At 63.3% G+C, this 26,246-nt stretch carries 24 protein-coding genes, 1 tRNA gene and 2 pseudogenes; 12 read left to right on the plus strand and 15 right to left on the minus strand.

Going from position 1 to position 26,246, the window contains the following annotated elements; all coding sequences use genetic code 11:
• Positions 1-280 precede the first annotated feature (280 nt).
• The 4 genes from C2I19_RS17125 to C2I19_RS17140 all read right to left on the minus strand — a co-directional run bounded on the left by C2I19_RS17125 (position 281) and on the right by C2I19_RS17140 (position 5,620).
• Positions 281-3,091 (minus strand): AAA family ATPase, encoded by a 2,811-nt coding sequence (locus tag C2I19_RS17125; protein ID WP_103903868.1) that lies wholly within the window; start codon positions 3,089-3,091, stop codon positions 281-283.
• The gene (locus tag C2I19_RS17130) at positions 3,091-3,846 is read right to left on the minus strand and encodes a hypothetical protein (protein ID WP_103903869.1); all 756 of its coding nucleotides are present in this window, start codon (positions 3,844-3,846) and stop codon (positions 3,091-3,093) included. Before C2I19_RS17130 ends, C2I19_RS17125 begins: the two co-directional genes overlap by 1 nt.
• 1 nt (position 3,847) lies before the next feature.
• Positions 3,848-4,066 (minus strand): hypothetical protein, encoded by a 219-nt coding sequence (locus C2I19_RS17135; protein ID WP_103903870.1) that lies wholly within the window; start codon positions 4,064-4,066, stop codon positions 3,848-3,850.
• Between the two features lie 288 nt (positions 4,067-4,354).
• Complete coding sequence (locus tag C2I19_RS17140) at positions 4,355-5,620, minus strand: hypothetical protein (RefSeq protein WP_233201249.1); 1,266 nt, start codon at positions 5,618-5,620, stop codon at positions 4,355-4,357.
• Positions 5,621-5,738: 118 nt separating this feature from the next.
• On the opposite strand from C2I19_RS17140, the gene C2I19_RS17145 reads away from it, so the two are divergent.
• Genes C2I19_RS17145 through C2I19_RS17155 form a run of 3 tightly spaced genes read left to right on the plus strand, consistent with a single transcriptional unit; the run spans position 5,739 to position 7,640 of the window.
• On the plus strand, positions 5,739-6,866 hold the full coding sequence (locus tag C2I19_RS17145; RefSeq protein ID WP_103903871.1) for a succinylglutamate desuccinylase/aspartoacylase family protein: 1,128 nt from the start codon (positions 5,739-5,741) through the stop codon (positions 6,864-6,866).
• Between the two features lie 58 nt (positions 6,867-6,924).
• Positions 6,925-7,386 carry an inhibitor of vertebrate lysozyme family protein gene (locus tag C2I19_RS17150; protein ID WP_103903872.1) on the plus strand — a complete coding sequence of 154 codons (462 nt, stop codon included), beginning with the start codon at positions 6,925-6,927 and terminating at the stop codon, positions 7,384-7,386.
• Positions 7,383-7,640, plus strand: coding sequence for a putative hemolysin (locus C2I19_RS17155; protein ID WP_103903873.1), 258 nt, complete (start codon positions 7,383-7,385; stop codon positions 7,638-7,640). Before C2I19_RS17150 ends, C2I19_RS17155 begins: the two co-directional genes overlap by 4 nt.
• 122 nt (positions 7,641-7,762) lie before the next feature.
• Here C2I19_RS17155 and C2I19_RS17160 read toward each other — a convergent pair whose 3' ends face one another.
• From C2I19_RS17160 to rplU, 7 genes are all read right to left on the minus strand, one after another.
• Positions 7,763-8,530 carry an ABC transporter ATP-binding protein gene (locus tag C2I19_RS17160; protein WP_103903874.1) on the minus strand — a complete coding sequence of 256 codons (768 nt, stop codon included), beginning with the start codon at positions 8,528-8,530 and terminating at the stop codon, positions 7,763-7,765.
• Between the two features lie 22 nt (positions 8,531-8,552).
• Positions 8,553-9,266, minus strand: a complete 714-nt coding sequence (locus C2I19_RS17165; RefSeq protein WP_103903875.1) for an ABC transporter permease — start codon at positions 9,264-9,266, stop codon at positions 8,553-8,555.
• The gene (locus C2I19_RS17170; protein WP_103903876.1) at positions 9,263-9,952 is read right to left on the minus strand and encodes an ABC transporter permease; all 690 of its coding nucleotides are present in this window, start codon (positions 9,950-9,952) and stop codon (positions 9,263-9,265) included. The genes C2I19_RS17165 and C2I19_RS17170 overlap by 4 nt, the downstream gene beginning before the upstream one ends.
• A gap of 140 nt (positions 9,953-10,092) precedes the next feature.
• Positions 10,093-10,872: an ABC transporter substrate-binding protein gene (locus C2I19_RS17175; protein ID WP_103903877.1), complete on the minus strand. Its 780-nt coding sequence runs from the start codon at positions 10,870-10,872 to the stop codon at positions 10,093-10,095.
• Positions 10,873-11,349: 477 nt separating this feature from the next.
• On the minus strand, positions 11,350-12,507 hold the full coding sequence (gene obgE / locus C2I19_RS17180) for a GTPase ObgE (RefSeq protein WP_103903878.1): 1,158 nt from the start codon (positions 12,505-12,507) through the stop codon (positions 11,350-11,352).
• Positions 12,508-12,634: 127 nt separating this feature from the next.
• Positions 12,635-12,910 (minus strand): 50S ribosomal protein L27, encoded by a 276-nt coding sequence (gene rpmA, locus C2I19_RS17185; RefSeq protein ID WP_021476841.1) that lies wholly within the window; start codon positions 12,908-12,910, stop codon positions 12,635-12,637.
• 12 nt (positions 12,911-12,922) lie between these two features.
• Positions 12,923-13,234: a 50S ribosomal protein L21 gene (gene rplU / locus C2I19_RS17190; RefSeq protein WP_021476842.1), complete on the minus strand. Its 312-nt coding sequence runs from the start codon at positions 13,232-13,234 to the stop codon at positions 12,923-12,925.
• 181 nt (positions 13,235-13,415) lie between these two features.
• Between rplU and ispB the strand changes: the two genes are divergently transcribed.
• Positions 13,416-14,396 (plus strand): octaprenyl diphosphate synthase, encoded by a 981-nt coding sequence (ispB, locus tag C2I19_RS17195; RefSeq protein WP_103903918.1) that lies wholly within the window; start codon positions 13,416-13,418, stop codon positions 14,394-14,396.
• Between the two features lie 20 nt (positions 14,397-14,416).
• Positions 14,417-14,491 (plus strand) — tRNA-Arg (locus tag C2I19_RS17200).
• A 70-nt stretch (positions 14,492-14,561) separates the two neighbouring features.
• Here C2I19_RS17200 and C2I19_RS22570 read toward each other — a convergent pair.
• The 4 genes and pseudogenes from C2I19_RS22570 to C2I19_RS17220 all read right to left on the minus strand — a co-directional run.
• Positions 14,562-15,072, minus strand: a pseudogene (locus C2I19_RS22570) (IS1595 family transposase); the annotation flags it as partial.
• A gap of 13 nt (positions 15,073-15,085) precedes the next feature.
• A pseudogene (locus C2I19_RS17210) lies at positions 15,086-15,904 on the minus strand (IS5 family transposase); the annotation flags it as partial.
• 167 nt (positions 15,905-16,071) lie between these two features.
• On the minus strand, positions 16,072-16,992 hold the full coding sequence (gene lpxO, locus C2I19_RS17215; protein ID WP_103903880.1) for a lipid A hydroxylase LpxO: 921 nt from the start codon (positions 16,990-16,992) through the stop codon (positions 16,072-16,074).
• 171 nt (positions 16,993-17,163) lie between these two features.
• A complete protein-coding gene (locus tag C2I19_RS17220; protein WP_103903881.1) occupies positions 17,164-19,521 on the minus strand; it encodes a penicillin-binding protein 1A in 2,358 nt (785 codons plus the stop codon).
• A gap of 115 nt (positions 19,522-19,636) precedes the next feature.
• Between C2I19_RS17220 and C2I19_RS17225 the strand changes: the two genes are divergently transcribed.
• The 7 genes from C2I19_RS17225 to aroB are packed head-to-tail and all read left to right on the plus strand — an operon-like array spanning position 19,637 to position 26,246.
• A complete protein-coding gene (locus C2I19_RS17225; RefSeq protein WP_103903882.1) occupies positions 19,637-20,749 on the plus strand; it encodes a pilus assembly protein PilM in 1,113 nt (370 codons plus the stop codon).
• Positions 20,750-21,340 carry a PilN domain-containing protein gene (locus C2I19_RS17230; protein ID WP_103903883.1) on the plus strand — a complete coding sequence of 197 codons (591 nt, stop codon included), beginning with the start codon at positions 20,750-20,752 and terminating at the stop codon, positions 21,338-21,340.
• The gene (locus C2I19_RS17235; protein WP_103903884.1) at positions 21,337-21,945 is read left to right on the plus strand and encodes a type IV pilus inner membrane component PilO; all 609 of its coding nucleotides are present in this window, start codon (positions 21,337-21,339) and stop codon (positions 21,943-21,945) included. The genes C2I19_RS17230 and C2I19_RS17235 overlap by 4 nt, the downstream gene beginning before the upstream one ends.
• Positions 21,946-21,956: 11 nt before the next feature.
• Positions 21,957-22,478: a pilus assembly protein PilP gene (locus tag C2I19_RS17240; protein WP_233201251.1), complete on the plus strand. Its 522-nt coding sequence runs from the start codon at positions 21,957-21,959 to the stop codon at positions 22,476-22,478.
• Complete coding sequence (locus C2I19_RS17245; RefSeq protein ID WP_103903885.1) at positions 22,475-24,577, plus strand: type IV pilus secretin PilQ; 2,103 nt, start codon at positions 22,475-22,477, stop codon at positions 24,575-24,577. Before C2I19_RS17240 ends, C2I19_RS17245 begins: the two co-directional genes overlap by 4 nt.
• Positions 24,578-24,612: 35 nt before the next feature.
• Complete coding sequence (gene aroK / locus C2I19_RS17250) at positions 24,613-25,170, plus strand: shikimate kinase AroK (RefSeq protein ID WP_103903886.1); 558 nt, start codon at positions 24,613-24,615, stop codon at positions 25,168-25,170.
• The gene (gene aroB / locus C2I19_RS17255; RefSeq protein WP_103903887.1) at positions 25,167-26,246 is read left to right on the plus strand and encodes a 3-dehydroquinate synthase; all 1,080 of its coding nucleotides are present in this window, start codon (positions 25,167-25,169) and stop codon (positions 26,244-26,246) included. Before aroK ends, aroB begins: the two co-directional genes overlap by 4 nt.

Below are 26,246 nucleotides of genomic sequence, written 5' to 3' on the forward strand. Positions count from 1 at the left end.
TGCCGCATGCTTCCTCATCATCCGCGGGCATGGCCTTCTGCCAACCCGCGCTACGTTTGCGAAACCTTGTAGCGCGGGTTGGCCGCTCAGGCCATACCCGCGATCCATTTAGCGACCCCAGCCCCGCAGCCCTCTGCCATTCTCAGCTCGCCCGCTCCTGCGCCCTGCTCAATCAATCTCCCATGTGGCCGAATCCCCCACGGCCATGGCCCTTGGCCAAACCACGCTACGCCGGCCTTGCCTATGGAAAACGGGGCCGCTGTCGCCGCCCCGTTCTGATTTACGCCTGCTCCCCGCCATCCACCCGCCGCCGCGTCTGCAATATCGGCGGCGCCCAGGTTTCGCCGGGACGCTTCTTGCGCGTGGCCAGGGTCAGCTCGGACGGCGCGAAGATGTTGATGTTGTGGGTGTTGGGCGTGGTGATCAGGTACTGCGCCTCGGTGGCCTTGAGGAAGCCGGCCACGCGGTCGATGTTGAAGATGTCGAGGTGGGCGAACGGTTCGTCGATGAAGACGAAGCCGGACGGGTTGGACTCGTCCATCATCAGGCCGATCAACAGTATCAGCGACTTCATCACCTGCTGGCCGCCGGAGGCCTCGCCATCGTTCATGCCCATCATGCCCTTCTGGTCGAAGTTGAACTTCAACACCAGCCCGGCTTGCGCCAGCACCGTGTCGTCGTTCTCCAGCTTGGGCAGCTCCACTTCCACCTGGATGCCGGCCAGCTCGCCCAGCCGCTTCACGTTCTGGCCGTAAGCGCGCACGGTGGCGCGCAGCTTGCCGATATAGGCGGCGCGCGCCTCGTCGGTCAGTTCGCGCGAACGGTCTACCTCGCCCTGGCGGCGCTGCCGCTCTTTATCCAGCGAAGTCAGGTCCTCCACCAGCTTGTCTTTCAGCGCCAGCACGGAATCGTCCTGTTCCCAGTCGCCGCTTTGCAGTCGCTCTTCCAGGTAGTTCAGCTGATGCTTGGCGTCGGCGGCGGTGTCGAATTCATCCTCCAGCTGCGCCACATGCTCCGGCGCCAGCGCATCGGCCGGCAACCGCTGCGCCCACTCGCGCAGTTCGGCAATCAGCCGCAGCAGCTGGCGGCGCGCCTGCTCCACGTCCTGCAGCTTCTGATTGTATTTGGACAGGCTTTCCATCTCGCGCTGGCAGACGCGGTCGTGCGCCAGCCGCGCGTCGCCGTAGCGCTGGTCGGCGGCGTCCTTGTCGGCGCCAGCATCGGCCAGGGCCGCGCCCTGACGGGCGATCTCGGCCTCCAACTCGGCCTTGCGCGACTCCAGCGCGGCGAATTCGTCGGCGCGGCTGTCCAGCTGGCGTATCGCATCCATGCCGCCCAGATACTCGGCCAGTCCGGCCGCCTCGCGGGTGACGGCCACCAGCCGCTCTTCGTCGGCCAGGATGCGCACGTTCAGCGCCTTCAGCTCGTCGCGCACCGCCAGCAGCCGCGACTGCCGCGCCGCTTCGCCAAACGCGTATTCATGCATGGGCACGCCGATGTGGCGCGCGCCGCGGCGTTCGCGGAAATAGCCGTCGCGGGTGATCCAGTCGCCGTCGGCGTTGGCGCCTTCGTTCGCGTTTTCCACCCGCGCCACGCTGTTCATCTGCCGGTACAGCCATTCCGGCGCGTCGGCGGAGAAACGCACCACCTCCAGCAGGCTGCCCTTGGCGGCACGCGGCGGCGCGGCGCGCTCCGGCACCACAAAGTGGCGATAGCGCAGTTTCTCGCCTATCTTCCACGCCTCGCGGCGGTCGGATTCCTTGTCCAGCAGCACCACGTGGCGGTAGCCGCGCAGCAGGGCTTCCACCGCGCCTTGCCAGTTGGAATCCATCACCTCGACGATATCGGACAGCATGGCATGGCCGATGCCGGCCTCGTCCAGCGCCGCCTTGAACTGGCGCACGTCCTCCGGAGAGCGGCCGCGGCCGATTTCCAGCGCCTGCAGATGTTCCGAGCCTTCCTGGCGCTGCTTTTTCAGCGCGCGCAGGCCGTCTTTCAGCTGGTCCGACTCGGCGCGCAAGGCAGCCAGCTTGTCGGCCAGCAGCGCGGCGTCGGCGCCGTACTCCTTACCGGCCAGAGCCTGTAGACGGTCGCGCTCCTTCAGCTGGCCGGCCACGCCGGCATGCTCGCCCTTGGCCTTCATGAAGGCTTCCTGCACCGCCTGACGCACGGTTTCCGCCGCGGCGCGCGCTTCGCCCGCGCTGACTTCCGCCGCCTTCAGCTTGGCCACCAGATCCAGCGTGTCGGCATGCTCGGCGCGCGCCTGGTTCAGCACGTGGTAGCCGGCGCGGTAGTCGTTCCACTGCTTGCCGAAGGATGCCTTTCCGTCCAGATAGGCCAGCACCGGCAGCGCCTCGTCGCGCAGCCGCTTGATGCCGGTTTGCAGCTGCTTCCATTCCAGATAGCGGTTGGCGCGGTTCTTCATCGCCTCCACCCGCACCTGCAGCGCTTCTTCCTGACGGCTCAGCGCCTCCAGTTCCAGCTCGGTGGCGCGCTGCTCGTCCCGCGCGCGCTGGTAGTTGTCCAGCACGTCCTTGTCGCCGAAGACCTGGAACACCAAGTCCAGCAGCTGGCGCGGGCTGTATTCGGTCAGCTTGTCGGTATCGCCCTGCTCCAGCGCCAACACCTCGCCCACCGCGGCGGTCAGGCCGGCGGCCTCCAGCCGGCGGCGGTATTCCTGCACGCCCAGCCATTGCGCCTGGCCTTCGGCGTGTTCCAGCGCGATGTCGCCGTCCAGGATGGCGTAATGGCGCACCCAGTCTCCGCCCTGCTTCTTGATGCGGCACAGCAGGGTCACGGACTCCGACACGATGGGGAAGAATGGCGTCGGATACAGGCCTCCGCTAGGCCGGCGCGGGTTGTCCACCACGCCGCGCAAGTAGGCGAAGGCCTCTTTGTTGTTGCGCACATAGCGCTTGTAATCGCGCTTGCCGGAGCACTTGATCGCCAGCAGCGTGCGCAGCGCGTCCAGCAGCGTGGTTTTGCCGGAGCCGTTGGGCCCGATGATGGTGACGATCTGCGCGTCCAACGGCACGGTCAGCCGCTGCCAGAAGTCCCAGTGCACCATTTCCACCGATTTCATCTGGAACATCAGCAAGCCTCCCCGTCCGCCGCGTCGTCCGCCGGCAAGTCAAACAGCGGGCCGGCCGATGCGATGTCGTCGTCCGCGCCGGCTTCCATCTCGTCGTCGGCGCGCTTGTTCACCAACCCGTCGCGCCCCTCGCGCCGCAGCAGCACGTCGGCCAACGCGCCCTCGATGATGCGCGGCGCCAGCTGGGCGTAATCTATCATCAGGTCCAGCATCGGCCCCTCGTCCAGCCAGCGGTTGCGGCGCACGACGAAGCCCAGGTTGACCAGCCGGCCCAGATTGGCGCTGAAACGGGTGCGGCCGCCCAAGGCTTTGCCGAAGTCCGCGTACAGCGCGTCCTCGGAAATGCCGGTGGACACCGTCTCGCCCGTTTCCAGCGGTTTCTGCGCGCCGAACATGTCGCTCTGGTTTTCCTTGCCGGCCTCGACGCGGGCGATCTGGCGCTCGCGCTTGGGCAGGATGATCAGCGCCCACAGGATGACCAGCAGCGCCACGCCGTCGCGCGGCAGGCCCAGATTGTTGTTGAGCCAGGCATCTCCCGAACCAAACACCGGCTCGGTCATTTCCGGCAACAAAGCCACGGCGATGTGCTCGGCGTACGGGTTCTCCACCAGGCGCAGGCCGATGGCGGCCAGGCTCTTGTCCAGCTCGGCGCGGAAGATGTCGTCCAGCAGCGCCTTCTTCGCCAGCGCGTCGCCGCGCGGCACCACGCGGTGCGCCAGCAGCCGCGCGGTGAGGGTTTTGATTTCGTGTTCCATATTATTTCTTGGCTTGCGCCACGCTCTGAACCAGCATCAGCGCGGCGGAGGCCGCCAGCGCGGCATCGCGCGGGTCGGCCAGATCCTGATTGAAGCGCGGCAGCAGTTGCCGGTAATGGGCCAGCAACGCTTGCACTTCCGTATTCTCATCGCCGCCAAGGCGGGCTTCCATCCTGGCTACCGTTTCAGCCAGTTCCTGCCGGGTAATCGTCGGCTTCATTTCACCAGCTCCTGTGCCTGGTCGCGCAGCAGGCAGCCCCTCTCCCCAACCCCTCCCCCGCCAGGGGGGGAGGGGCTTTGGGCGGCTATCGATATGCCACGCGCCGCAATACTTATGCGCATAAGCGTCGAACCTCCCCTCTCCCCTCGCGGGATGCGCATAAGCGTCGAACCTCCCCTCTCCCCTCGCGGGATGCGCATAAGCGTCGAACCTCCCCTCTCCCCTCGCGGGAGAGGGGCCGGGGGAGAGGGGGGCGAATGCGAGCATGGCAATCCCGCGTGCATGCATTCAGCTCTTCCCCATCGCCACCAGCCTGGCATCGGACAGCGTCGCCACCTCCGGATGGTCCGGCGCTATCACGCCATCTCCCCCCTGCAGGCTGAACGGCAGCTTGGCCAAGGCGGCGACGATGCTTTGATCATTGCTGGTTTCCGGGTCGCCGATCAGAGACAGCAGTGACAGCCGGTACGCCGTTTCGTTGTAGCTGTCGGCCAACACCGCCTGGCTGATGTGGACGTCCGCCGCGCCGCTCATGCCCAGCTGCAGCAATGCGTCGTACATGTCCTCGGCTTCCATCAATCGTTCCATTTCCGGCGCGTCGGCCAGCGGCGCGGCCTCGCCGCCCGGCAGCACGTGCGCGCCGGCCTTGGCGCGCTCGCGGGCCAGCAACTCGAACTCGGCCATGTCCGCCAGCTCCGGCGTGGACAGGAAGGCCGGCTCCGGGCAGATGGACCATGCGCCGGCCAGCTTGCCGGCCAGCGTGGCCGCGCCCTGGCGGCGCAGCCAGTCGGCGATGTCGGTGGACGTGAGGCCGGAATTGCCCAGGTGCACGCGCTGCGCGGCCAGTTGCGCCAGCCGGCGCTCGAAAGTGCCGGCCAGCGCCAGCATGCGGCTCTGCGCCAGCGCGATGGCCTGGGCCTGGTTCAGCACCGCCAAGCTCAAGCTGTCGTCGCCGGTCAGGCTGCGCACCACCTCGGTGGACTTGGCCACCCAGCGCCACACGGCCTCCAGCCGGTGCTGCGCGGCGCGGATGCGGAATTCGGACTGCGATTCCAGCGCCTCTTCGAATTCGAGGTACAGCTCGTTCAGCCGCGCCAACAAGTGCTTGAGCGCCTCGTCCGACACCTGACCCACCGCCTGGCCGGCCGCCACCTGGCTGGTCAGATAGCCCAGCTCCACGTCGTCGCCGGCGAAATCCACCATGGTGGCCAGGGCAGCCAGCGCCACGCGCGCGCCCTCGGACAGCTGGTAAACGCCGCCGTCGCTGTCGTAGACCAGCAAATCGCCTTCGCGCAAGCGCCCCAGAATGGTGGCCAGTTTGGTATCGTTAAGGTAAGCGAAACGCTGGGCGATTTCCTGCGGCGTCCACATGGGCGCTTCGGCGCGGCCGCCCAGCTCGCGCAGCACCAGGAGGCGCATCAGCACTTCCTCGTCGCCGCCGCGGAACAGCGTGACGAAAACGGACAGATAGCCCCAGGCGCCCTGCAGCCGCGACACGGCCTGCAGCGAGCCGGGCTCGATGCCTGGCTGGAAGAAATCGGACAATGAATCCAAGCGCGCTCCACATACGGAGTGAATCGAAGCGCAGATTGTCCCGACGCCCCGCCGCTTCGTCAACGCGGCGGCGCGTTTTATCCAGACTGCGCGCCCAAGAATAAACCGAGGAGACACCATGCATATCCAACACCACCCGCTGCTCTCGCCCAGCCTGGGCACGCAGCGCGCGCTGACCAGCTTTCACTTCGGCCAGCCTGGCAGCGGCGAAAAAGTCCATATCCAGGCCAGCCTGCACGCCGACGAGCTGCCCGGCATGCTGGTGGCCTGGCACTTGAAGCAGCGGCTGCGCCTGCTGGAAGACCAGGGCGCAATCCGCGGCGAAATCACCGTGCTGCCAGTATCCAACCCGATAGGCTTGGACCAGAACCAAAACGGCCGCCTGCTGGGCCGTTTCGAGCAAATGAGCGGCCAGAACTTCAACCGCCACTACCACCCCATGGCCGAACCGGTGTTCGCCGCGCTGCGCCACCGCCTGGGGCCGGACGCCAAAACCAATACCCGGCTGATCCGCGAGGCGATGCGCGCCGAGCTGGCGCGGCAGCGGCCGCAGACCGAGCTGCAATCGCTGCGTCACACGCTGCACAGCATGGCCTTCGACGCCGACATCATGCTGGACCTGCACTGCGACAGCCGAGCCGATCTTCACCTGTACACCGGCACGCCGCTATGGGACCAGTGCGAGCCGCTGGCGCGCTACCTGGGCGCTTGCGCCAGCCTGCTGGCCGAAGACTCCGGCGACTACCCCTTCGACGAAGCCTGCAGCCAGCCGTGGTGGCAGCTGCGCGAGCTGGCTTCCCGCGCCGGCCTCGCCACGCCGATAGAAATGGCCTGCCTGGCTGTGACGGTGGAGCTGCGCGGCGAATGGGACGTCGACCACGAGTACGCGGCCAAGGACGCCGACGCCATCCTCCACTTCCTGCAGCGCCGCGGCGTGATCAGCGGCGACGCGCCGGCCCTGCCGCCGCTGCGCTACCCGGCCACGCCGCTGGCCGGCTCGGAAGACCTGCTGGCGCCGCACGCCGGCGTAGTGGTGTACCGCGCCGAGCCGGGCAGCCTGCTCAGCCCGGGCGACCTGGTGGCCGACGTGATAGACCCGGTGAACGACGTCGCCAGCCAAGTGTGCACCGAGCACGGCGGCGTGCTGTACGCCACCAGCGACCGCCCCTACGCCACGGCGGGCCTGGGCATCGCGCGCGTGGCCGGCAACACGGCCTACAAGACCGGCAAGCTGCTGACCGCGTAACGGAATTTTCGGCGGCGGCGGCGATCGAAATGATTTTGTCCCGCCCCGCTTATTCCGCATGAAAACATTTGCCCCCCTGCTGCTGTCCCTGTCCCTCCTGCTGCCCGCCGCGGTTTCCGCGTCCTCCGCGCCGGCGGCGGAAGCCGTGTTCGCCGAACTGGCCAGCCAACCCGACTACCAGGCCGCCTGGCTCAGCATGTTGGCCGGCGCCAGGCAAACGCCGGAATGGCTGCGCGAAGCCCGCGCCGTCAGCGCGCCCTACCAGGCCGCATCCATCGGCGGCAAACGCTACCTGGCCGGCGAGATGTGCAAGCCGCATGATTGCGCCAACCACCGCTTCCTCGGCCTGTTCAGCGCGGACAAGCGCCGCGCCATGGGACTGCTGGTGACGGTGGCGGACACGCCGGAGGCGATGGATCACCCCGCCAAACACGCCAGCTACCGCTGGCTGGGCAAGCCGGACAAGGCGCAGCGCGATTATCTGATGAAACAACTGAAACAGGACCCCAACTGGAAATGAAACCGCAAAACCTCATACTCGCCGCGCTGCCGGCGCTGCTGCTGGCCGCCTGCGCGCAAAACCCCGCGCCGCAGCCGCAGGCTGTCGGCATGGCCAATCCGGCCTCGGTCTATTGCGTGAAGCAAGGCGGCAAGCTGCTGCCGCAGAAGGACGCCGCCGGCAACGAATACGCGCTGTGCCAGTTGCCGGACGGCAGGACGGTGGAGGAATGGACGCTGTTCCGCTCGCAACAGCCCGCCGTCAGCGCGTCCTGATCAGTTTATCCACAGCTATCCGCTAGATTTTAAGTTATCCACAATCTTGCGGACGCCGCAAAAAAACAAACCCGCCGGCTGACCGCTCCGGCGGGTTCTGTTCCCCCTTGGCAGGGATACGCTTATTTTAGACTACCGGACAGGAAGGCCTTCAGCCTTTCGCTCTTGGTGTTGCCGAACACCTCGTCCGGATGGCCCTCTTCCTCCACCCGGCCCTGGTGCAGGAACATCACGTGGTTGGACACGTTGCGGGCGAAGCCCATCTCGTGCGTCACCACGATCATGGTGCGGCCTTCCTCGGCCAGCGCCTGCATCACCTTCAGCACTTCGCCCACCAGCTCCGGGTCCAGCGCCGAGGTCGGCTCGTCGAACAGCATCACTTCCGGCTCCATCGCCAGCGCGCGGGCGATGGCCACGCGCTGCTGCTGGCCACCGGACAAGTGCGCCGGATACTTGGCTTGGGCGCGCTCGTCCAGGCCCACCTTGGCCAGGTATTTCTTGGCGCGGGCGACGGCTTCCTCGCGCGCCAGGCCCAGCACATGCACCGGCGCTTCGATAACGTTTTCCAGCACCGTCATGTGGCCCCACAGATTGAAGTGCTGGAACACCATGGCCAGCTTGGTGCGCATGGTTTGCAACTGTTTCTGGTCGGCCGGCACCAGCTCGCCCTGCTTGTTGCGCGACAGGCGGATTTCTTCGCCGTTGAGGGCGATTACGCCGTCGTTCGGCTTCTCCAGGAAGTTGATGCAGCGCAGAAAGGTGCTCTTGCCGGAGCCGGACGAGCCGATGATGCTGATCACGTCGCCGGCCTTGGCCTTCAGCGAGATGCCTTTCAGAACTTCGTGATCGCCGTAGCGCTTGTGAATATTGCTGATGTTCAGCTTGTCCATCTAGATAAATCCCCAGTCTTTCTCAACTCTTGGTCGGGCGCAGGTAAGCCATCCAGCGCGCTTCGGCCTTGCGGAACAGGCCGACCAGAATAAAGGTGATGCTCAGATACAGCAAGGCGGCCAGGCCAAACGCGTTGAAGGAGTCGTAAGTGGCGGCGTTGACGTCGCGCGCGACCTTCAGAATGTCCGGCACCGTAGCGGTAAAGGCCACGGTGGTGGCGTGCAGCATCAGGATCACTTCGTTGCTGTAGGCCGGCAGCGCGCGGCGCAGCGCCGACGGAATGATGACGCGGCGGTACAGCGTGAACTTGCTCATGCCGTAGGCGCGGCCCGCCTCGATCTCGCCGTACGGCGTGGCCTTGATCGCGCCGGCGAAGATTTCCGTAGTGTAGGCGCAGGTGTTCAGCGCGAACGCCAGGATGGTGCAGTTGTAGCCTTCGCGGAAGAAGTGGTTCAAGAAGCCCACTTCGCGCACCACGTCCAGGCTGTACATGCCGCTGTAGAAGAACAACAGTTGCACGTACAGCGGCGTGCCGCGGAACACATAGGTATACAGCCACACCGGGCGCGACAGCCACTTGATCTTGGAAACGCGGGCCACCGCCAGCGGTATGGACACCACGAAGCCGAAGCTGATCGACAGCACCAGGAGCCACATGGTAACAGCCAGGCCCGACAGGTGATAGCCGTCGCTCCACAGGAAGGTCTTCCAGAATTGCTGGATGATGTCGATCATAGCTCCGCCTCCCTCACACCCATCGAATAGCGGCGCTCCAGCCACATCAACACGAAATTGGACACGGTGGTCAGCAAGAGGTAGATCGCCCCCGCCACCAGCGTGAAGAAGAAGACTTTATACGTACTCTTGCCCGCGTCGACCGACGCCTTCACCACATCGGCCAGGCCGATGATGGACACCAGGGCGGTGGCTTTCAGCATCACCTGCCAGTTATTGGAAATGCCCGGCAGCGCGAAGCGCATCATTTGCGGAAACTGCACGCGGTGGAATACCTGCCAGCCGCTCATGCCATAGGCGATGCCGGCCTCGATCTGGCCCTTGGGCACGGACAAAAAGGCGCCGCGCAGCGTCTCGGTGAAATAGGCGCCGTAGATGAAGCCCAGCGTGAAGATGCCGGACACGAACGGGTCCAGATCTATCTGGTCCATATGCAGCGCGTCGGTGATCTTGTTCATGCCGATCTGCAAGCTGTAGAAAATCAGCAGCATCAGCACCAGATCGGGCACGCCGCGCACCAAAGTGGTGTAAACGGTGGAAATCCCGCCCAGCACGGGATTGTGCGAAAGCTTGGCGCCCGCGCCCACCAGACCGATGACGAAGGCGAGCAGCAGCGACAGCACCGACAGCTCCAGCGTCACCAGGGTCCCCTGCCAAATGATGGGACCGAATCCTTCCAGAAACATGATGTTCCCCTTGTCGAGCGGCCGCTTCCTTCAGCTTATATTGCCGAATGGAAAACGGCCCTCCAGATCACTGCGCCCCGGCGAAGCGGGGCGCGTCACGACTGTAGACGGGCAGCAGCGCCGCCCGCCCGCTGGCGGCATCAGCCGCCGTACACGTCGAAGGAGAAGTATTTTTTCTCGATCTTCTTGTAGGTGCCGTCTTTCAGCATGCCGGCGATCGCCTTGTCGATGGCGGCCTTCAGATCGGCGTCGTCCTTGCGCAGGCCGATGCCGGCGCCTTCGCCCAGGGTTTGCGGATCCACCAGGTCCTTGCCGGCGAAGGCGAAGCCCTTGCCTTCAGGCTTCTTCAGGAAGCCCATGTCGGCCTGCACCGCATCCTGCAGCGAGGCGTCCAGGCGGCCCGCGGTCAGGTCGGCCAGCACCAGGGTCTGGTTCTGGTACGGAACCACTTCCACGCCGGCCGGCGCCCAGTGCTTCTTGGCGTAGGACTCCTGGATGGTGCCCTGCTCCACGCCCACGCGCTTGCCCTTCAGCGAAGCCGGAGTCGGCATCAGGCCGGAACCCGCCTTGGCCACCATGCGGGTCGGCGTGTTGAACAGCTTGGCGGAGAAGGCGATTTCCTTCATCCGCGCTTCGGTCATGGACATGGACGACAGCACGCCGTCGAACTTCTTGGCCTTCAAGGCCGGGATCATGCCGTCAAAGTCGTTTTCCACCCAAACACACTTGGCCTTCATGCGTTTGCAAATCTCGTTGCCCAGGTCGATGTCGAAACCCACCACCTGGCCATTCGGCGCCTTGTATTCAAACGGCGCGTAACTGGCGTCCACGCCGAAACGTACTTCCTTCCAATCCTTGGCGTAAGCGCCCACGGATGCGGCCATCAGGCCCACGGCCAGCGCAGCAAGTGCCTTCTTCATGTGATTCTCCTCATCAAAGCAATGCGAACTCTTGTTTCATTGTCCGGCGCAAGCGCCAGTCATTTGTCACCCAGGCGCCCCCGCGCCCGGAACGGAACTGCAAACTGCCCATGATTTCGGCCGCGCCCGCTGAGGGCTGGCTGAACCCATGTTATATGGTTAGAGCAATTTGTCTAGCAAGCTGGTTTTTCTCGCCATGCCACGATCATTTCCGCGCCATATGACGCTACGGTTAGCAGATTCCATGCCACGTCAGCGTTGCCAATTGCAGTCCGTTTGGCTTTTTTGCCTGAGGACAAAATACAACATCCAATCCAACCACCTGAGGAGTAACGACCTTGATCGGGATTGGTGTACAAGATTGCGACAAAAATGAGCGAAAATCGGCCAAATCCATGAATTTTGCCCAACTTGAATAAAAAAACGGGCTGGATATGCCTCCAGCCCGCCATTTACCACATGAAGATGACAGTATCGTTACTTATCGTCCGCGCTCGCCGCCGGCGCTTCCGGCGCGATCAGCTTCTGCTTGGCCGCCGCCGCCTGTTGCTGCAAAGCCTCGGCCTCCTTGCGCGCCTCGGCCCGCACCACATCCAGATAGGACATGATGGCGAAGGTCAGTTCGCGGGTGCCTTCATGGTTCAGCGCGGAAATGCTGAACACGCGCGGCGCCTTGACGTCGAAGCCGAAGGAATCGTCCGGCTGCGCCTGCGGCCAGCCGTAAGCGTTCAGGAAGGCCGATACGGTCAGTTCCCGCTCATCCTCCGGCAGCATGTCCACCTTGTTCAACACCAGCCAGCGCGGCTTGCTGTACAGCTCCTCGTCGTACTTCTTCAGCTCTTCGACGATGGCGCGCGCCTCGCGCACCGGATCCACGTCCGCGTCGAACGGGGCGATGTCCACCACATGCAGCAGCAAGCCAGTGCGCTGCAAGTGCTTGAGGAAGCGATGGCCCAGGCCGGCGCCTTCGGCCGCGCCTTCGATCAGGCCCGGAATGTCGGCGACAACGAAGCTGCGGGTGTCGTCCATGCGCACCACACCCAGATTGGGGTGCAACGTGGTGAAGGGATAGTCCGCCACCTTGGGACGCGCGGCAGACACCGCGCGGATGAAGGTGGACTTACCGGCATTGGGCATGCCGAGCAAGCCCACGTCCGCCAGCACCTTCAGCTCCAGGCGCAGCGTGCGCTGATCGCCCTGCTCGCCCGGCGTGCACTGGCGCGGCGCGCGGTTGGTGGACGACTTGAAGTGGATGTTGCCCAGGCCGCCCTTGCCGCCCTTGGCGATCATGATGCGCTGGCCGTGGTGAGTCAGGTCCGCCACCACCTCGCCGGTGTCGGCGTCATGGATCACGGTGCCTACCGGCATCTTCAGCTCGATGTCGTCGCCGCCCTTGCCGTAGCAGTCCGCGCCGCGGCCGCGCTCGCCATGCTGCGCCAGGTACTTCTTGACGAAACGGTACTCAACCAGCGTATTGACGTTCTCGTCTGCCACCGCGAACACGCTGCCGCCCTTGCCGCCGTCGCCGCCGTCCGGGCCGCCGAAAGGCACGAATTTTTCGCGGCGGAAGCTGGCCACGCCGTTGCCGCCGCGCCCAGCCATCACTTCGATCCGAGCTTCATCGATGAACTTCATTGCACTTTACCTCTGTCTTGCGAGGAGTCAGGCGTCAGGGTTGGCCATGCCAGCCCTCACGCCTTGCCCCTCGGTATGAAAAAAGCCCTATCGAAGGATAGGGCTTTCTCGGATGCTGGAAAGCGAATTATTCGCCGTCAACACCGGTGTACGGAATCACGTTAACGGTCTTGCGCTGTTGCGCGCCCTTAACGGTGAATTCAACGTAGCCATCAACCTTGGCGAACAAGGTGTGATCCTTGCCCTGACCAACGTTTTCACCAGCGTGGAAGCGGGTGCCGCGCTGACGCACGATGATGGAACCAGCCGGAATCAGTTCGCTGCCGTAAACCTTAACGCCCAAGCGTTTGGCTTCGGAGTCACGACCGTTGCGGGAGCTACCGCCTGCTTTTTTGTGTGCCATGACTGTTTATCCTTACTTCGAAATCGCGTCGATGCGGATTTCGGTGTAGTTCTGACGATGACCCTGGTGTTTCTGGTAGTGCTTACGACGACGCATCTTGAAGATGCGGATCTTGTCGCCACGACCGTGGGAAACAACGGTAGCCTTAACAGTGGCGCCAGCAATCATCGGCGCGCCAACCACAACCTGTTCACCGTCAGCAATCATCAGCACTTCTTCAAGTACGATCTGGCTGTCGACGTCTGCAGGTATCTGTTCTACTTTGAGTTTTTCACCGATGGCAACCTTGTACTGCTTGCCGCCGGTTTTTATGACCGCATACATTCGCATGAGCTCCTGATAAATGAATCCCTCGCTAATACGCAAGGGAGCCAGAGACTATACCGAGCCCACAACAACATGTCAATGATTTCATCGACTTATGCCGCAGTCACAGCGGCATGGCGGCTGTGGCGGCTTTTCTGGTAAGATTCGGCTCTTTGGCGTACCCATCGCAACGATTAAACTGGTTGAAAACGTGTCCACCCCGCTTTTCCGAACCCTGATAGCAGATGACATGCAGACGGTAGACCGCGTCATTCGCGACCGCCTGCACTCCGACGTCGTACTGATCCGCCAAGTGGCGGAATACATCATTAGCGCCGGCGGCAAGCGCTTGCGCCCGGTGCTGACCCTGCTGTCGGGCCGCGCGCTGGGCTACCAGGGCGAGCACCTGTTTGAGCTCGCCGCGATGATAGAGTTCATCCACACCGCCACCCTGCTGCACGACGACGTGGTGGACGAGTCCGACCTGCGCCGCGGCCGCAAAACCGCCAACGCGCTGTTCGGCAACGCCGCCAGCGTCCTGGTGGGCGACTTCCTCTACACCCGCGCCTTCCAGATGATGGTCACCACGCGCAGCATGGACATCCTGGAAGTGATGGCCGAAGCCACCAACATCATCGCCGAAGGCGAAGTGCTGCAACTCCTGAACATCGGCAACACCGACGTCAGCGAGGACGATTACCTCAAGGTGATCCAGTACAAGACGGCCAAGCTGTTTGAAGCCGCCGCCCGCGTGGGCGCGCTGATCTCCGGCGCCGCGCCGGAACAGGTCAAGGCCATGGCCGACTACGGCATGTACCTGGGCACCGCCTTCCAGATCATCGACGACGTGCTGGACTACAGCGGCGACGCCGAAACCATAGGCAAGAGCCTGGGCGACGACCTGGCCGAGGGCAAACCGACGCTGCCGCTGATCTATACCATGCGCAATGGCAGCCCAGAGGCGGCCACGCTGGTGCGCGACGCGCTGGAACACGCCAACCGCGACCGTTTCCACGACGTTTTGAATGCGGTACAATCCTGCGGCGCGCTGGAATATGCCAAGAATGAAGCCGTGAAAATGGCCGAACAGGCCATTGCCTCCTTGCAGAACATTCCCGAATCGGAAACCCGCCAGGCCCTGATAGAGCTGGCCCGCCTGTCGGTGGACCGCAGCGCCTAAGCGCCCCAGTTTCTCAAAGTGTCTCCGTAGTTAAATGGATATAACGGCCCCCTCCTAAGGGGCAGTTACAGGTTCGATTCCTGTCGGGGGCACCACCCACACTTCCAAAGCAGTCCGAGAAAGTCCAAAAACCCGCGCCAAATAAGGCTTTGCGGTTTTTTTAGGCTATGTCCCAATAATGTGTTGCAAGGGACGCCCCACCGCCTCCTGCAAGCAGTGGCAAGGCTGAATGGTTTGCTGATAGCGCTCCAGCATCCGTCGCCACCCCAGATAGTGCTCAAGGTATTTGGTGGCAACCCCGTGGAATCGCGCCATCCAAAGTTTCAAGCGGCTATGGTAGGCATTCACATGCTGAATATGGAACGCCCCCTCGCGTACCCGCTGTCCCGCCTTGGCATGCACGACTTGATGGGTGATGCCATGTTGCTTGGCAAAGGTCGAGTACACGGCAGCACCGTCCGAACACTGGATGGCATCGCTATCCACCAAGGGTGGCTAAAGCCGCTGCCACATGAGCGCCATTGAGCCTCTTCAGCTTGAAGTCCGCCGTATGCCCCTCTCGGTCCCGCATCACCATGATGGGAATCTGATCCGGCCCGGTTCCCCGGGTTTGGCCAACGCCACCCCGCTGGCGCGACACGCGTGGGAGGTGTCGCTGCCCTTTGAATGATTCCAGAATGCATCTTGGTTTCCACCAGGCTGCGGCGATGGTAGCCGCTCCAACGTTTCCAGATCGCCCTGCCTAGTCGCTTGGTCGCCCGCAGAATCTCGTTCCGAGCCAGCACACCCAGCGAGTTTCCTTTCCATGGTTTCGCATTCTTGCGTGTCGGAATGCACCCGATCGCGCCCCGTGCGGCAATCGCCTCATGGCACGCCTTGGTATCAAAAGCGCCATCCCCACTCACGCAGGCTATCGGCTCATCGGCCGGAATTTTCGCCAATAGCGAAGGCAGCATTTGCGCATCGCCCTGGCGGTTGTCGGTCACCTCAATGACGCGAATTTGCGGGTTTCCGCATCGATGCCCAGATGCACCTTGCGCCATTGCCGGCGATATTCCGCGCCATGTTTCTTGGTTATCGCTGAACGAATCTAAAGATTCGCACGCAGCCCACTCGCCTTCGCCCAGCATCTTGATGCCTGTGCTATCCACCAGCAGATGCAGCGCGCCTGAACTTTTCTGATAGGGAATTTGGACCTGCAGCGACTGCTGTCGCCTGGACAGCGTGCTGTAGTCGGGGACGCGCCAGCCCAAGCCCGCCAACTTGAGCAGGCTTTGGATGAAACCGATGGTCTACCGCAAAGGCAGTCCAAACAGGTTCTTGATGGTGAGACAGAACTGAATAGCCACATCGCTATAGGTCTGTGTCCGTCCGCGCTTGCCCCGTGGAGTCGCCTGCCATGACATGCTCGTGTCCAGCCAGACGGACAGAGAGCCGCGTTGGATCAGGGCGCGATTGTAGGCATTCCAGTTGGTCGTTCGGTAGCGTTTTGGAGCGGGCTTGGTCATGCCACTATCTTACCAAGCCGCGGTGGGGGAGGGTTTGTGCAACCGCGCCGCCTCCGGACAAAACGCTTTACCTGCTGATGCACCCGGATGTGCGCCGCGCGCCCAGGGTGTGCGCGCTGGCGGACTTCATCATTGACGCCCTGCCCGGCGCGCTGGCGTAAACCCGCTCAGCGCCACGCGCCCCAAAACAGCCACAGCACGATGGGGCCGCCCAGCAACAGCCATTTCAGCAAGTAGTAAGTGAAGCGGCTCTGCGCCTTGATCTTCTTGCCGAACAGACGCACTTGCTGGATATAGCGGAAGGCGCGGTTCAAGCCGCCGGTGCGGTCTCCCTCCTGGTTCGGCGAATTAGCCGCCCCCACCAGTACGCGGCTGACGATGCGGTTGATCCAGCGAGCCGGGGCGAACCACATCGGCCGCTCGATATCGCAGAACAGGATGATGCGGTTCTGGTCCGTGGTGTTTTCGGCGTAGTGCAGATAGGTTTCGTCGAAAATCACCGCCTCGCCGTCGCGCCAGCTGTACTTCTCGCCATCCACATCAATGTAGCAGCCTTCATCGTTGGGCGTAATCAGGCCCAGGTGATAACGCACCGAACCGGCGAATGGATCGCGGTGGCGCACCAGCCGGCTGCCCGGCGGCAGCGCGGTGAACATCGCCGCCTTGATATGGGGGAACTGCTTCAGCAACTGAGTGGTGTAGGGGCACAACGCCTGCGCCGAAGCATGGTCCTGGCCGTACCACTTCAGGTAGAAACGCTTCCAGCCAGTCTTGAAGAAAGAGTTGAAGCCCAGGTCGTCATACTTGTCCGAGGCCTTGATGTTGCCGCGGTCGTACAAGGCCGCCGCCTCCTCGCGGATTCTCTCCCAGTTGGCGGTCAGCGCCTGCAGTTCCGGGAAGCGCTCCAGCGGCAGGTATGGCTTGGGCGGCACCTTGGAGAACAGGTACATGAAGCAGTTGATCGGCGCCATGATGGTGGAGTGGTCGCTCAACTGGCGCCAGAAGCCCAGCCGCACCCGGCCGCGCAAATGGACATAGGCGGTGGACAGGATGAACACCGCGACGATGGTCAGTTTGAAGTAAGGCATCCTCTCTCCTTTCACTGGCTTGGCGACGCCGCCGCAACAAGCTTCAAGAAGCCAGACTATAACCGCGCGCCTACCGCGCGGCCAAGCTGGCCATAAGCCCGCCTTGGGACGAAATCCATGACAAAGCCCCGGAGCTTTCGCCGCCGGGGCTGGGTGAGGCCTAAGGCCCGATCAGAACAGCTGGTCTTTGACGTTTTCCACGGCATCCTGCGCCGCCGGCTTGGCGCTGTCGTCCGCCGGCGCGCTGGAGTCGTCTCCGCCGCCCGGCACGCTGCCGCTGTTGTCGATATGCAGCTCCGGATTGGTCTTCTGGAATTCCTCGTAATAATACTCGTCGCCGCCGCGCTGGCCGGCGCCCGGTTTCACCACCATGCCCTGCGGCATCGGCAGGTCCACTTCCGGCTGTCCCTTGAGCGCGTTGCCCATGTAATTGATCCAGATGGGCAGCGCGGCAGTGCCGCCGTAACCGTAGCGGCCCAGCGAGCGCGGCTGGTCGAAGCCCACCCAGGTAGCCGCCACCAGATTCGGGTTGTAGCCGACGAACCAGGCATCCTTCCAGTCCGAGGTGGTGCCAGTCTTGCCGGACAGGTCGCTGCGGCCCAGGCTCATGGCGCGGAAGCCGGTGCCGTAGCGCACCACATCCCCCATCATGGAGCGCAGGATGAAGGCATTGCGCGGATCAATGGCCTGTTGCGCGTTTTGGCCCGCCACCGTGGGCACGGTCTTGGCCAGTACGCGGCCGGACGGGTCTTCGATGCGATCTATGAAGTAGCCCTTGGTCCGATAGCCGCCATTGGCGAATACCGAGTAGCCCTCCGCCATCTGCAGCGGCGTCACCGAGCCGGCGCCCAGCGCCATTGGCAGGTAGGCGGGATGCTGCTTGGCCGAGAAGCCGAAACGCTGGATGTATTGCTGGGCGTAATCGGTGCCTATGGCCATCAGCACGCGCACCGACACCAGGTTCTTGGAACGAGTCAGCCCCTGGCGCAGCGTGATCAGGCCGGAGAATTTGCCGTCGTCGTTCTTAGGCTCCCACATCTGGCCGTTGACGCCGGGCACCGACAGCGGCGCGTCGTTGATCATGGTGGACGGCGTGATGCCGCGCTCGATGCCGGCCGAGTAAATGAAGGGCTTGAACGAGGAGCCGGGCTGGCGCCAGGCCTGGGTCACGTGGTTGAAGCTGCGGCGGTTGAAATCGAAGCCGCCCACCAGCGATTTGATGGCGCCGGTGCGGGTGTCCAGCGACACAAAAGCGCCTTCCACTTCGGGCATCTGCACGATTTCCCAATAACCTTTGGGATTAGCCTGGACGCGAATCACCGCGCCGCGGCGGATCTGCAGCGGCTGCGCGGCCTTGCCGCTCAGCGCGCGGCGCGCGAAATCCAGCCCCGGCCCCTTGATCGCCGCCGTCTTGCCGCCGCGCATATAGGCCTGCACCTCGCCCGGCTCGGCGGACAGCACGATGGCCGGCAGCATGTTGCCGCTGTCGCGCAGCTCGCCCATGGCCTCATCCAGCGCCTCGATCGCGTCCTCGCCATTGCCGGAAGGCAGGTCCAGATAGCGTTCCGGACCGCGGTAGCCGGTCTTGCGGTCATAGTCCACCAGGCCCGCCCGCAGCGCGTCGTAAGCCCACTGCTGGTGACGGCTGTCTATGGTGGTGTACACCTTGAAGCCTTCGGTGTAGGCCGCCTCCTTGTAACGTTCGTACATTGCCTGACGTACCATTTCCGCAACATACTGGCCGGGCTGGCTGGTATCCGCGGCCTGGGTGGCTAGGCGCAGCGGCTCGGCCAGCGCTTCTTGGTACTGCGCCTCGGTGATGAAGTTCAGCTCGCGCATGCGGCGCAGCACATACTGCTGACGCAGCTTGGCGCGCTCGGGGTTGACCACTGGATTGTAGGCGGAGGGCGCCTTGGGCAGACCCGCCAACATCGCCATCTGGGCGACGCTGAGTTCGCTCACCGACTTGCCGTAATAGGCCTGCGCCGCCGCGCCGAAACCATAGGCGCGCTGGCCCAGATAAATCTGGTTGAAATACAGTTCGAGAATCTGGTCCTTGCTCAGCGTGTGCTCGATCTTGAAAGCCAGCAGCGCTTCGTTGAACTTGCGCGTGAAAGTTTTCTCGCTGGACAGGAAGAAGTTGCGCGCCACCTGCATGGTGATGGTGCTGGCGCCGGAACGGGTGTGGCCGGATACCAGATTGCCGACCGCGGCGCGCAGGATGCCGAGGTAATCGATGCCGCTGTGCTGGTAGAATCGCTCGTCTTCCGCGGCCAGCACCGCTTGCTTCATCAGCTGCGGCACTTCGTGAATGCGCAGGAAGGAACGGCGCTCCTCGCCGAATTCGCCCAGCACCTGGTTATCGGCGGAATAAACGCGCAAGGGGATTTTCGGACGGTAATCCGTGATGACATCAAGGCTTTGCAAGCGAGGGTAGGTTATGATGACGGCAATGGCTAGCGCGCCCGCCAGCAATACCACACCACCTAGAAACGCACCCGCCATGATTGCAAGAAATCGTCTGAGCATATTTACGATGGGCTTTCATTGGAAAGCGGATTATAACGTCTTGTGAATGCCAACAAGACAAACAATAGCGGCAACAGTTCGAAAAACTGTTGCGGCAGAGCGGATCGAGGCGAAGATGTTATTGGAAAAATTGCAGTTCGGGCTGCCTTGGCTCGAACACCTGGGTTTGGGGAAAGCCCATAATTCGCCCATGCTGGGCCTGGACATCAGCAGCACCGCCGTCAAGCTGGTCGAGCTGTCGCGCAATGGCAAAAACTGCCAGGTGGAGCGCTACGTGATCGAATCGCTGCCCAAGGACGCCGTCAACGACGGCAACCTCGTGGATATCGAAGGCATCGCCGAAGCGATACGCCGCGCCTGGAAACGGCTGGGCAGCCCGATCCGCAACGTGGCCCTATCCATCCCGACCACCATGGCCATTTATAAAAAGTTGCTGGTGCCGGTCAGCCAGACCGTGGATCTCGACGAAATCATCGAAAACGAGGCCCATCAGAGCATCCCCTTCCCGCTGGAGGAAGTCAATCTGGACTACCAGGTGCTGGGGCCGTCGGCCTCCAGCATAGACGATCTGGAAGTGCTGCTGTGCGCGGCGCGCAAGGAGAAGGTGGAGGAACGCGTGGCCGTGGTGGAAATGGCAGGCCTACGCGCCCAGGTGGTGGACGTGGAGTCCTTCGCCATGATGACTGCCTTCGAGCAGATCCAGCAGCAGCTGCCGGACCACGGCATGAACCAGACCTTCGCCCTGTTCGATATCGGCGCCACCCGCATCCACTGCAACATCATCCGCAATGGCCAGCAGATCTACTATCGCGAGCAGATGTTCGGCGGCCATCAACTGACGCGCGACATCCAGCGCCGCTACAATATCAGCTTCGAGGAGGCCGAGGCCAGCAAGCGCAGCATGGCGCTGCCGGACGGCTACGAGTCCGAACTGATGCATCCCTTCATCGATTCGCTGGCCCAGGAAGTCCAGCGCGCGCTGCAATTCTTCTACACCACGGTCAGCGTGTCGCAATACCTTCGCGTGGACTACATCCTGCTGGCCGGCGGCTGCAGCATGCTGCCGGGCCTGGACGACGCGGTGGCCGGCCGCACCCAGATCAGCACGATGATCGCCAACCCTTTCACCACCATGGTACAGTCCGGCTCCATCCGGCTGAAGGAATTGTTGATGGACGCACCGTCGCTGCTGATTGCCTGCGGATTGGCGCTCAGGAGGTTCGACTGAATGATACGGATCAATCTCCTTCCCCACCGCGAACAGAAAAAAGCGGCGCATCGGCTGCGTTTCCAATTATTCGCCGGCGCCACCTGCGCCGGCGCGCTGCTGCTGCTGGGCGCCGCCTACCTTCTGATGGGACATCAATTGTCTGAGCAGCAGCAACGCAACCAATTCCTGCAGGGCGAAATCTCCAAGCTGGACGGCCAGATCAAGAATATCGGCAAGCTGAAAAAGCAGCGCGACGACCTGTTGGCGCGCAAGCAGCTGGTGGAGCGGCTGCAAGAAGGCCGCAACGGCGCGGTGCACCTGTTCGATCAGCTGGTTCGGCAAACACCGGACGGCGTCTATCTGAAATCATTCAAGCAAAATGGCAATCAGGTGGTGCTGACCGGCAACGCCCAATCCGGTGCCCGCGTATCCAACTTCATGCGCCAGCTTGGCCAGTCGGAAACCTTCGACTCGCCGGTGCTGGTTGAGGTCACGTCCAGCACCGCCAGCAATCAGCGCGTCAACGCCTTCACGCTGAACGCCAGCCTGCGCCAAGCGCCGCCAAACACGCAACTCGCGGGCGGCAAACCCGCCGGAGCCAAGCCATGACGCTGGACGAATTACGCACGCTGGACCCCAAGGATATCTCCAACTGGCCGCGGCAGGCCCAAGGTCTGGCCCTGGCCGCGCTGCTGTCCGTGCTGCTGGGCCTGGGCTACTTCTTCCTGCTGGGCGATCAACTGGACCAGTTGAACCAGGCCAAACAACAGGAGCAACTGCTGAAGCAGACCTTTGTCGACAAGAAACGCCAGGCCGTCAACCTCGACGCGCTGGAACAGCAGCTCAAGGAAATCGACGCCTCTTTCGGCGCGCTGCTGAAACAGCTGCCAACCAAATCGGACATGGACACCCTGCTGACTGAAATCAATCAGGCCGGCATAGGCCGCGGCCTGCAGTTCGAACTGTTCAAACCGGGCACGGAAATCCGCTCGGCCGAGATGGCGGAAGTGCCCATCACCATCCGCCTGTCAGGCACGTATAACGACCTGGCCGCCTTCGTCAACGACGTGGCCCAGCTGTCTCGCATCGTCACCATCAGCGACATCAGCCTCACGCCAGCCACCACCGGCAACCGGCTGACCATGGACGCCACCGCGCGCACCTACCGCGCGCTGGAGCCCGGCGAGCGCACCGGCCTGCCGGCTCAGAAGTAAGGGCGCCCGCGATGATGAAAATACTGACGCTGATCCTGCCCGCGCTGTTGCTGAGCGGCTGCGGCGGCAACAATGACGACGACCTGCGGGCCTGGATAGCCTCCAACAGCCAGGGACTGCGCGGCCAGATCGAGCCGCTGCCGCAGGTGCAGGCCTATAAGCCGTTCACCTACCAGGCTTATGACCTGCAGGATCCGTTCAATCCGCAGAAGCTGGAAGCCGGCCGCAACCGCAACGCCGCCAACGCGCCAGACCTGAAGCGTCCGCGCGAGGCGCTGGAGAACTACGATCTGGACAAGCTGGCCATGGTCGGCACGCTGCAACGCGCCGGCAAAACCTTTGCGCTGATCCGCACGCCGGAGGGCGCGATCTACCGCATTCAACCCGGCAACTACATCGGCCTCAATTACGGCAAGGTTCTCGCCATAGATGAAGGCGAAGTGAAGCTGGCGGAAACGGTGGAAGATCTGAATGGAGAATGGGTGCAGCGCGACAGCAGCCTGCGCCTGGCAGAACAAGGGCAGAACAAATGAACAAGAAATCCATCGCCCTGCTGGGCGGCCTGGCGATGACACTGGCGGCCGTCCGCGCCTTGGCCGGTCCGGCCATCACGGCCATAGACGCCAGCAAAGTGGACGGCGACCTGCAAACGGTGCTGATCACCTTCGATGGTCCGGCGGTAAAGCCCAATAGCTTCGCGATGTCCAACCCGCCGCGCATCGCGCTGGACTTCGCCGGCGCCGAGGTCAAGCTGGCCAAGCCGTCCATCAATGTGGACAGCCCGCTGTTGAAATCCGCCATCGCCGTGGAGGCCCCCGGCCGCTCGCGGCTCATCCTCAACCTGGGCCGGCTCGCCTCCTACCGCAGCCAACTGAAAGACAACAAGCTGCTGCTGACGCTGGACGGCTCGATGTCGCCCAGCCAGGGCGCCACCCCGGTCGAGTTGGCTGCGACAGCCGGCGCGGCGCAGCAGGCGGTGGCGCAAATCGCTTCCGCGGCCAACCCCGCCGCGCTGGATTTCCGGCGCGGCAAGAACGGCGAAGGCCGCATCGAGCTGACCCTGCCCAGCCCCAATACGCCGGTGGACGTCCGCCGCGACGGCAAAAATCTGGCGGTGGACATCATAGGCGCCACCCTGCCCCGGCAGCAGGTGCGCCGGCTGGACGTCACCGACTTCGGCACGCCGGTGGCCAAGGTCGACGCCAGCAATCTGGGCAACAACATCCGCATTCAGATTCAACCACAGGGCGACTGGGACTACTCGTCCTATCAAACCGACGGCAAGATGGTGGTGGAAGTGAGGCGCCCCGCCGCCGACCTGGCAGCCGCGGACAACAGCAAGCCCGTGTACAAGGGCGACAAGCTGTCGCTGAACTTCCAGAACATCGAAGTGCGCACCGTGCTGCAGGTGATCGCGGAGTTCACCGGCCTCAATATCGTCACCAGCGACTCGGTCAGCGGCAATATCACGCTGCGGCTCAAGGACGTGCCGTGGGACCAGGCCCTGGACCTGATCCTGCAAACCAAGGGCCTGGACCAGCGCCGCAACGGCACCATCATCCAGATCGCCCCGCGCGACGAATTGCTGGCCCGCGACAAGCAAATGCAGGAGGCCCGCCAGCAAATGGCCACGCTGGAGCCGCTGCGCTCGGAAACCTTCGTGCTGCGCTACCGCTCGGCCGATGATTTCAAGAAAGTGCTGGACGGCGACAACACCTCGGGCAAGAAGGAAAGCATCCTCTCCGACCGCGGCAGCGTGCTGATAGACCCGAAAACCAACACCCTGATCGCCAACGACATCGGCTCGGTGATAGACAAGATCCGCGACATCATCGCCAAGACCGACATCCCGGTGAAGCAGGTGCTGATCGAGGCCCGCATCGTCGAAGCCACCGACAACTGGGAGCGCGATCTCGGCATCAAACTCACCTACGACAGGGTAGATTCCAAAGGGATCATTTCCGGCAACCCGCTGGGCGTCAACGTCAACAACGTCACCAACCTGAACACCAACCAACCTTACGTGATCCAAACCACGCCAGCCGGCGTCAACCTGCCGATCACCAATCCATCCGGCACGCTGTCCGCGCTATACAACGTCGGCCACTCCGTGATCCTGGGCCTGGAGCTACAGGCGATGCAGGCCGAAGACAAGGGCCGCATCATCTCCAGCCCTCGGGTGATGACCTCTGACCGCGAAGAGGCCACCATCGAACAAGGCCAGGAAATTCCATACCAGGAAGCCAGTTCCAGCGGCGCCACTTCGGTATCGTTCAAGAAGGCGGTGCTCAGCCTCAAGGTCAAGCCGCAGATCACGCCGGACAATCGCGTGATAATGGACATTACCGTCAACAAGGATTCGGCCAACTTCCAGCAGACCGTGAACGGCACGCCATCGCTGTCCACCGAGAAGATCATCACCCAGGTGCTTGTCGACAACGGCGGCACCGTGGTGCTTGGCGGCATCTACCAGCAGCAGTTGAACGACGTGGTCAACAAGGTGCCGCTGCTGGGCGATATCCCGGTGCTCGGCGCGCTGTTCCGCAGCACTCAGAAAGTAGACAAGCGTAGCGAATTGCTGATTTTCATCACGCCCAAAGTGATCAACGACCTGATCGCCACAGGCAACTGACGCGGCCAAGACAGAGCTGCCGGCTATCAGCTACAATGCCTGCCATGGAGAAACTGGCAGGCAATTTTTTTCTGGTCGGCCTGATGGGCGCGGGCAAGACCACCGTAGGCCGCGCGCTAGCGCGCCGCACCGGCAAGACGTTCTACGATTCCGACCAGGAGATCGAAGCGCGCACCGGCGTGCGCGTGGCCACCATCTTCGACATTGAAGGCGAGCTGCGCTTCCGCAACCGCGAATCCTGCGTGATCCGCGATCTGGCCCAGCAACGCGACATCGTGCTGGCCACTGGCGGCGGCGCCGTGCTGCGCGAGGAAAATCGCCGCGTGCTGGCCGCCCATGGCACCGTGATCTATCTGCGCGCGGCCATCGACGATCTGCTCGCCCGCACCCTGCACGACAAAAACCGCCCGCTGCTGCAGATCGCCGATCCGCGCGGCAAGCTGGAAAGCCTGTTCAATGAGCGCGATCCGCTATACCGCGAGATCGCCGACATCGTCATCGACACCACCCAACAAAACGTCAATCTGCTGGTCGCCCGCCTGGTAGACCAATTATTGACCCCGCCCCATCCTCGCAAGGAAACCGATTCGTGATCACACTCGACCTGATCCTGCCCGATACCCGATATTCGATACACATTGGCCACGGACTGCTGGAACAGGTCGATCTCTTGCTGCCCCACCTGCCGATTCCCAAAGTCGCCATCGTCAGCAACGAAACCGTCGCCCCGCTCTACCTCGCCCGCCTGCGGCAGGCGCTGGAAGCGCGCGGCGTGCAATGCCTGAGCGTGACGCTGCCGGACGGCGAATCGCACAAGAACTGGCAAACGCTGAACCTGATCTTCGACGCGCTGCTCTCGGGCAACGCCGAGCGCAAGACCACCCTGCTCGCCCTGGGCGGCGGCGTGATCGGCGACATGACCGGCTTCGCCGCCGCCTGCTACCAGCGCGGAGCGCCATTCATCCAGATCCCCACCACTCTGCTCGCCCAGGTAGACTCCTCGGTCGGCGGCAAAACCGCGATCAACCACCCGCTGGGCAAGAACATGATAGGCGCCTTCTATCAGCCCAAGGCCGTCATCGCGGACATGGATCTGCTCGCCACGCTGCCTGACCGCGAGCTGTCCGCCGGCTTGGCCGAAGTCATCAAGTACGGTCTGCTCGGCGACGCCGGCTTCCTCGCCTGGCTGGAAGCCAATATGGCCAAGCTGCGCGCGCGCGACAGCGCGGCCCTGCAATACGCGGTGAAACGCAGCTGCGAAATGAAGGCCGCCATCGTCGCCGAGGACGAGAAAGAAAACGGCGTGCGCGCGCTCTTGAACCTGGGCCACACCTTTGGCCACGCCATCGAGGCTAGCCTGGGCTATGGCGCCTGGCTGCACGGCGAGGCCGTGGCCGCCGGCATGGTGCTGGCCGCGGCGGCCTCAGCCGAACTGGGCTGGCTGAGCCAGGATGCCGTGGACAGGGTGCGCCGTCTGATCGAAGCCGCCGGCCTGCCGACGCGCTCGCCGCGCATGCCGCTCGAGCAATGGCTGGCGCAGATGGCGCATGACAAAAAGGTGGAAGCCGGCACTATACGCTTCGTATTGCTGCGCGAACTGGGCCAGGCCGTGATACAACCTGGCCTGGAAACATCCCTGCTGGAAAGAATTCTGCTGGCAAACAGCTGA

Source organism: Chromobacterium alticapitis, assembly GCF_002924365.1.
Classification (GTDB): domain Bacteria; phylum Pseudomonadota; class Gammaproteobacteria; order Burkholderiales; family Chromobacteriaceae; genus Chromobacterium; species Chromobacterium alticapitis.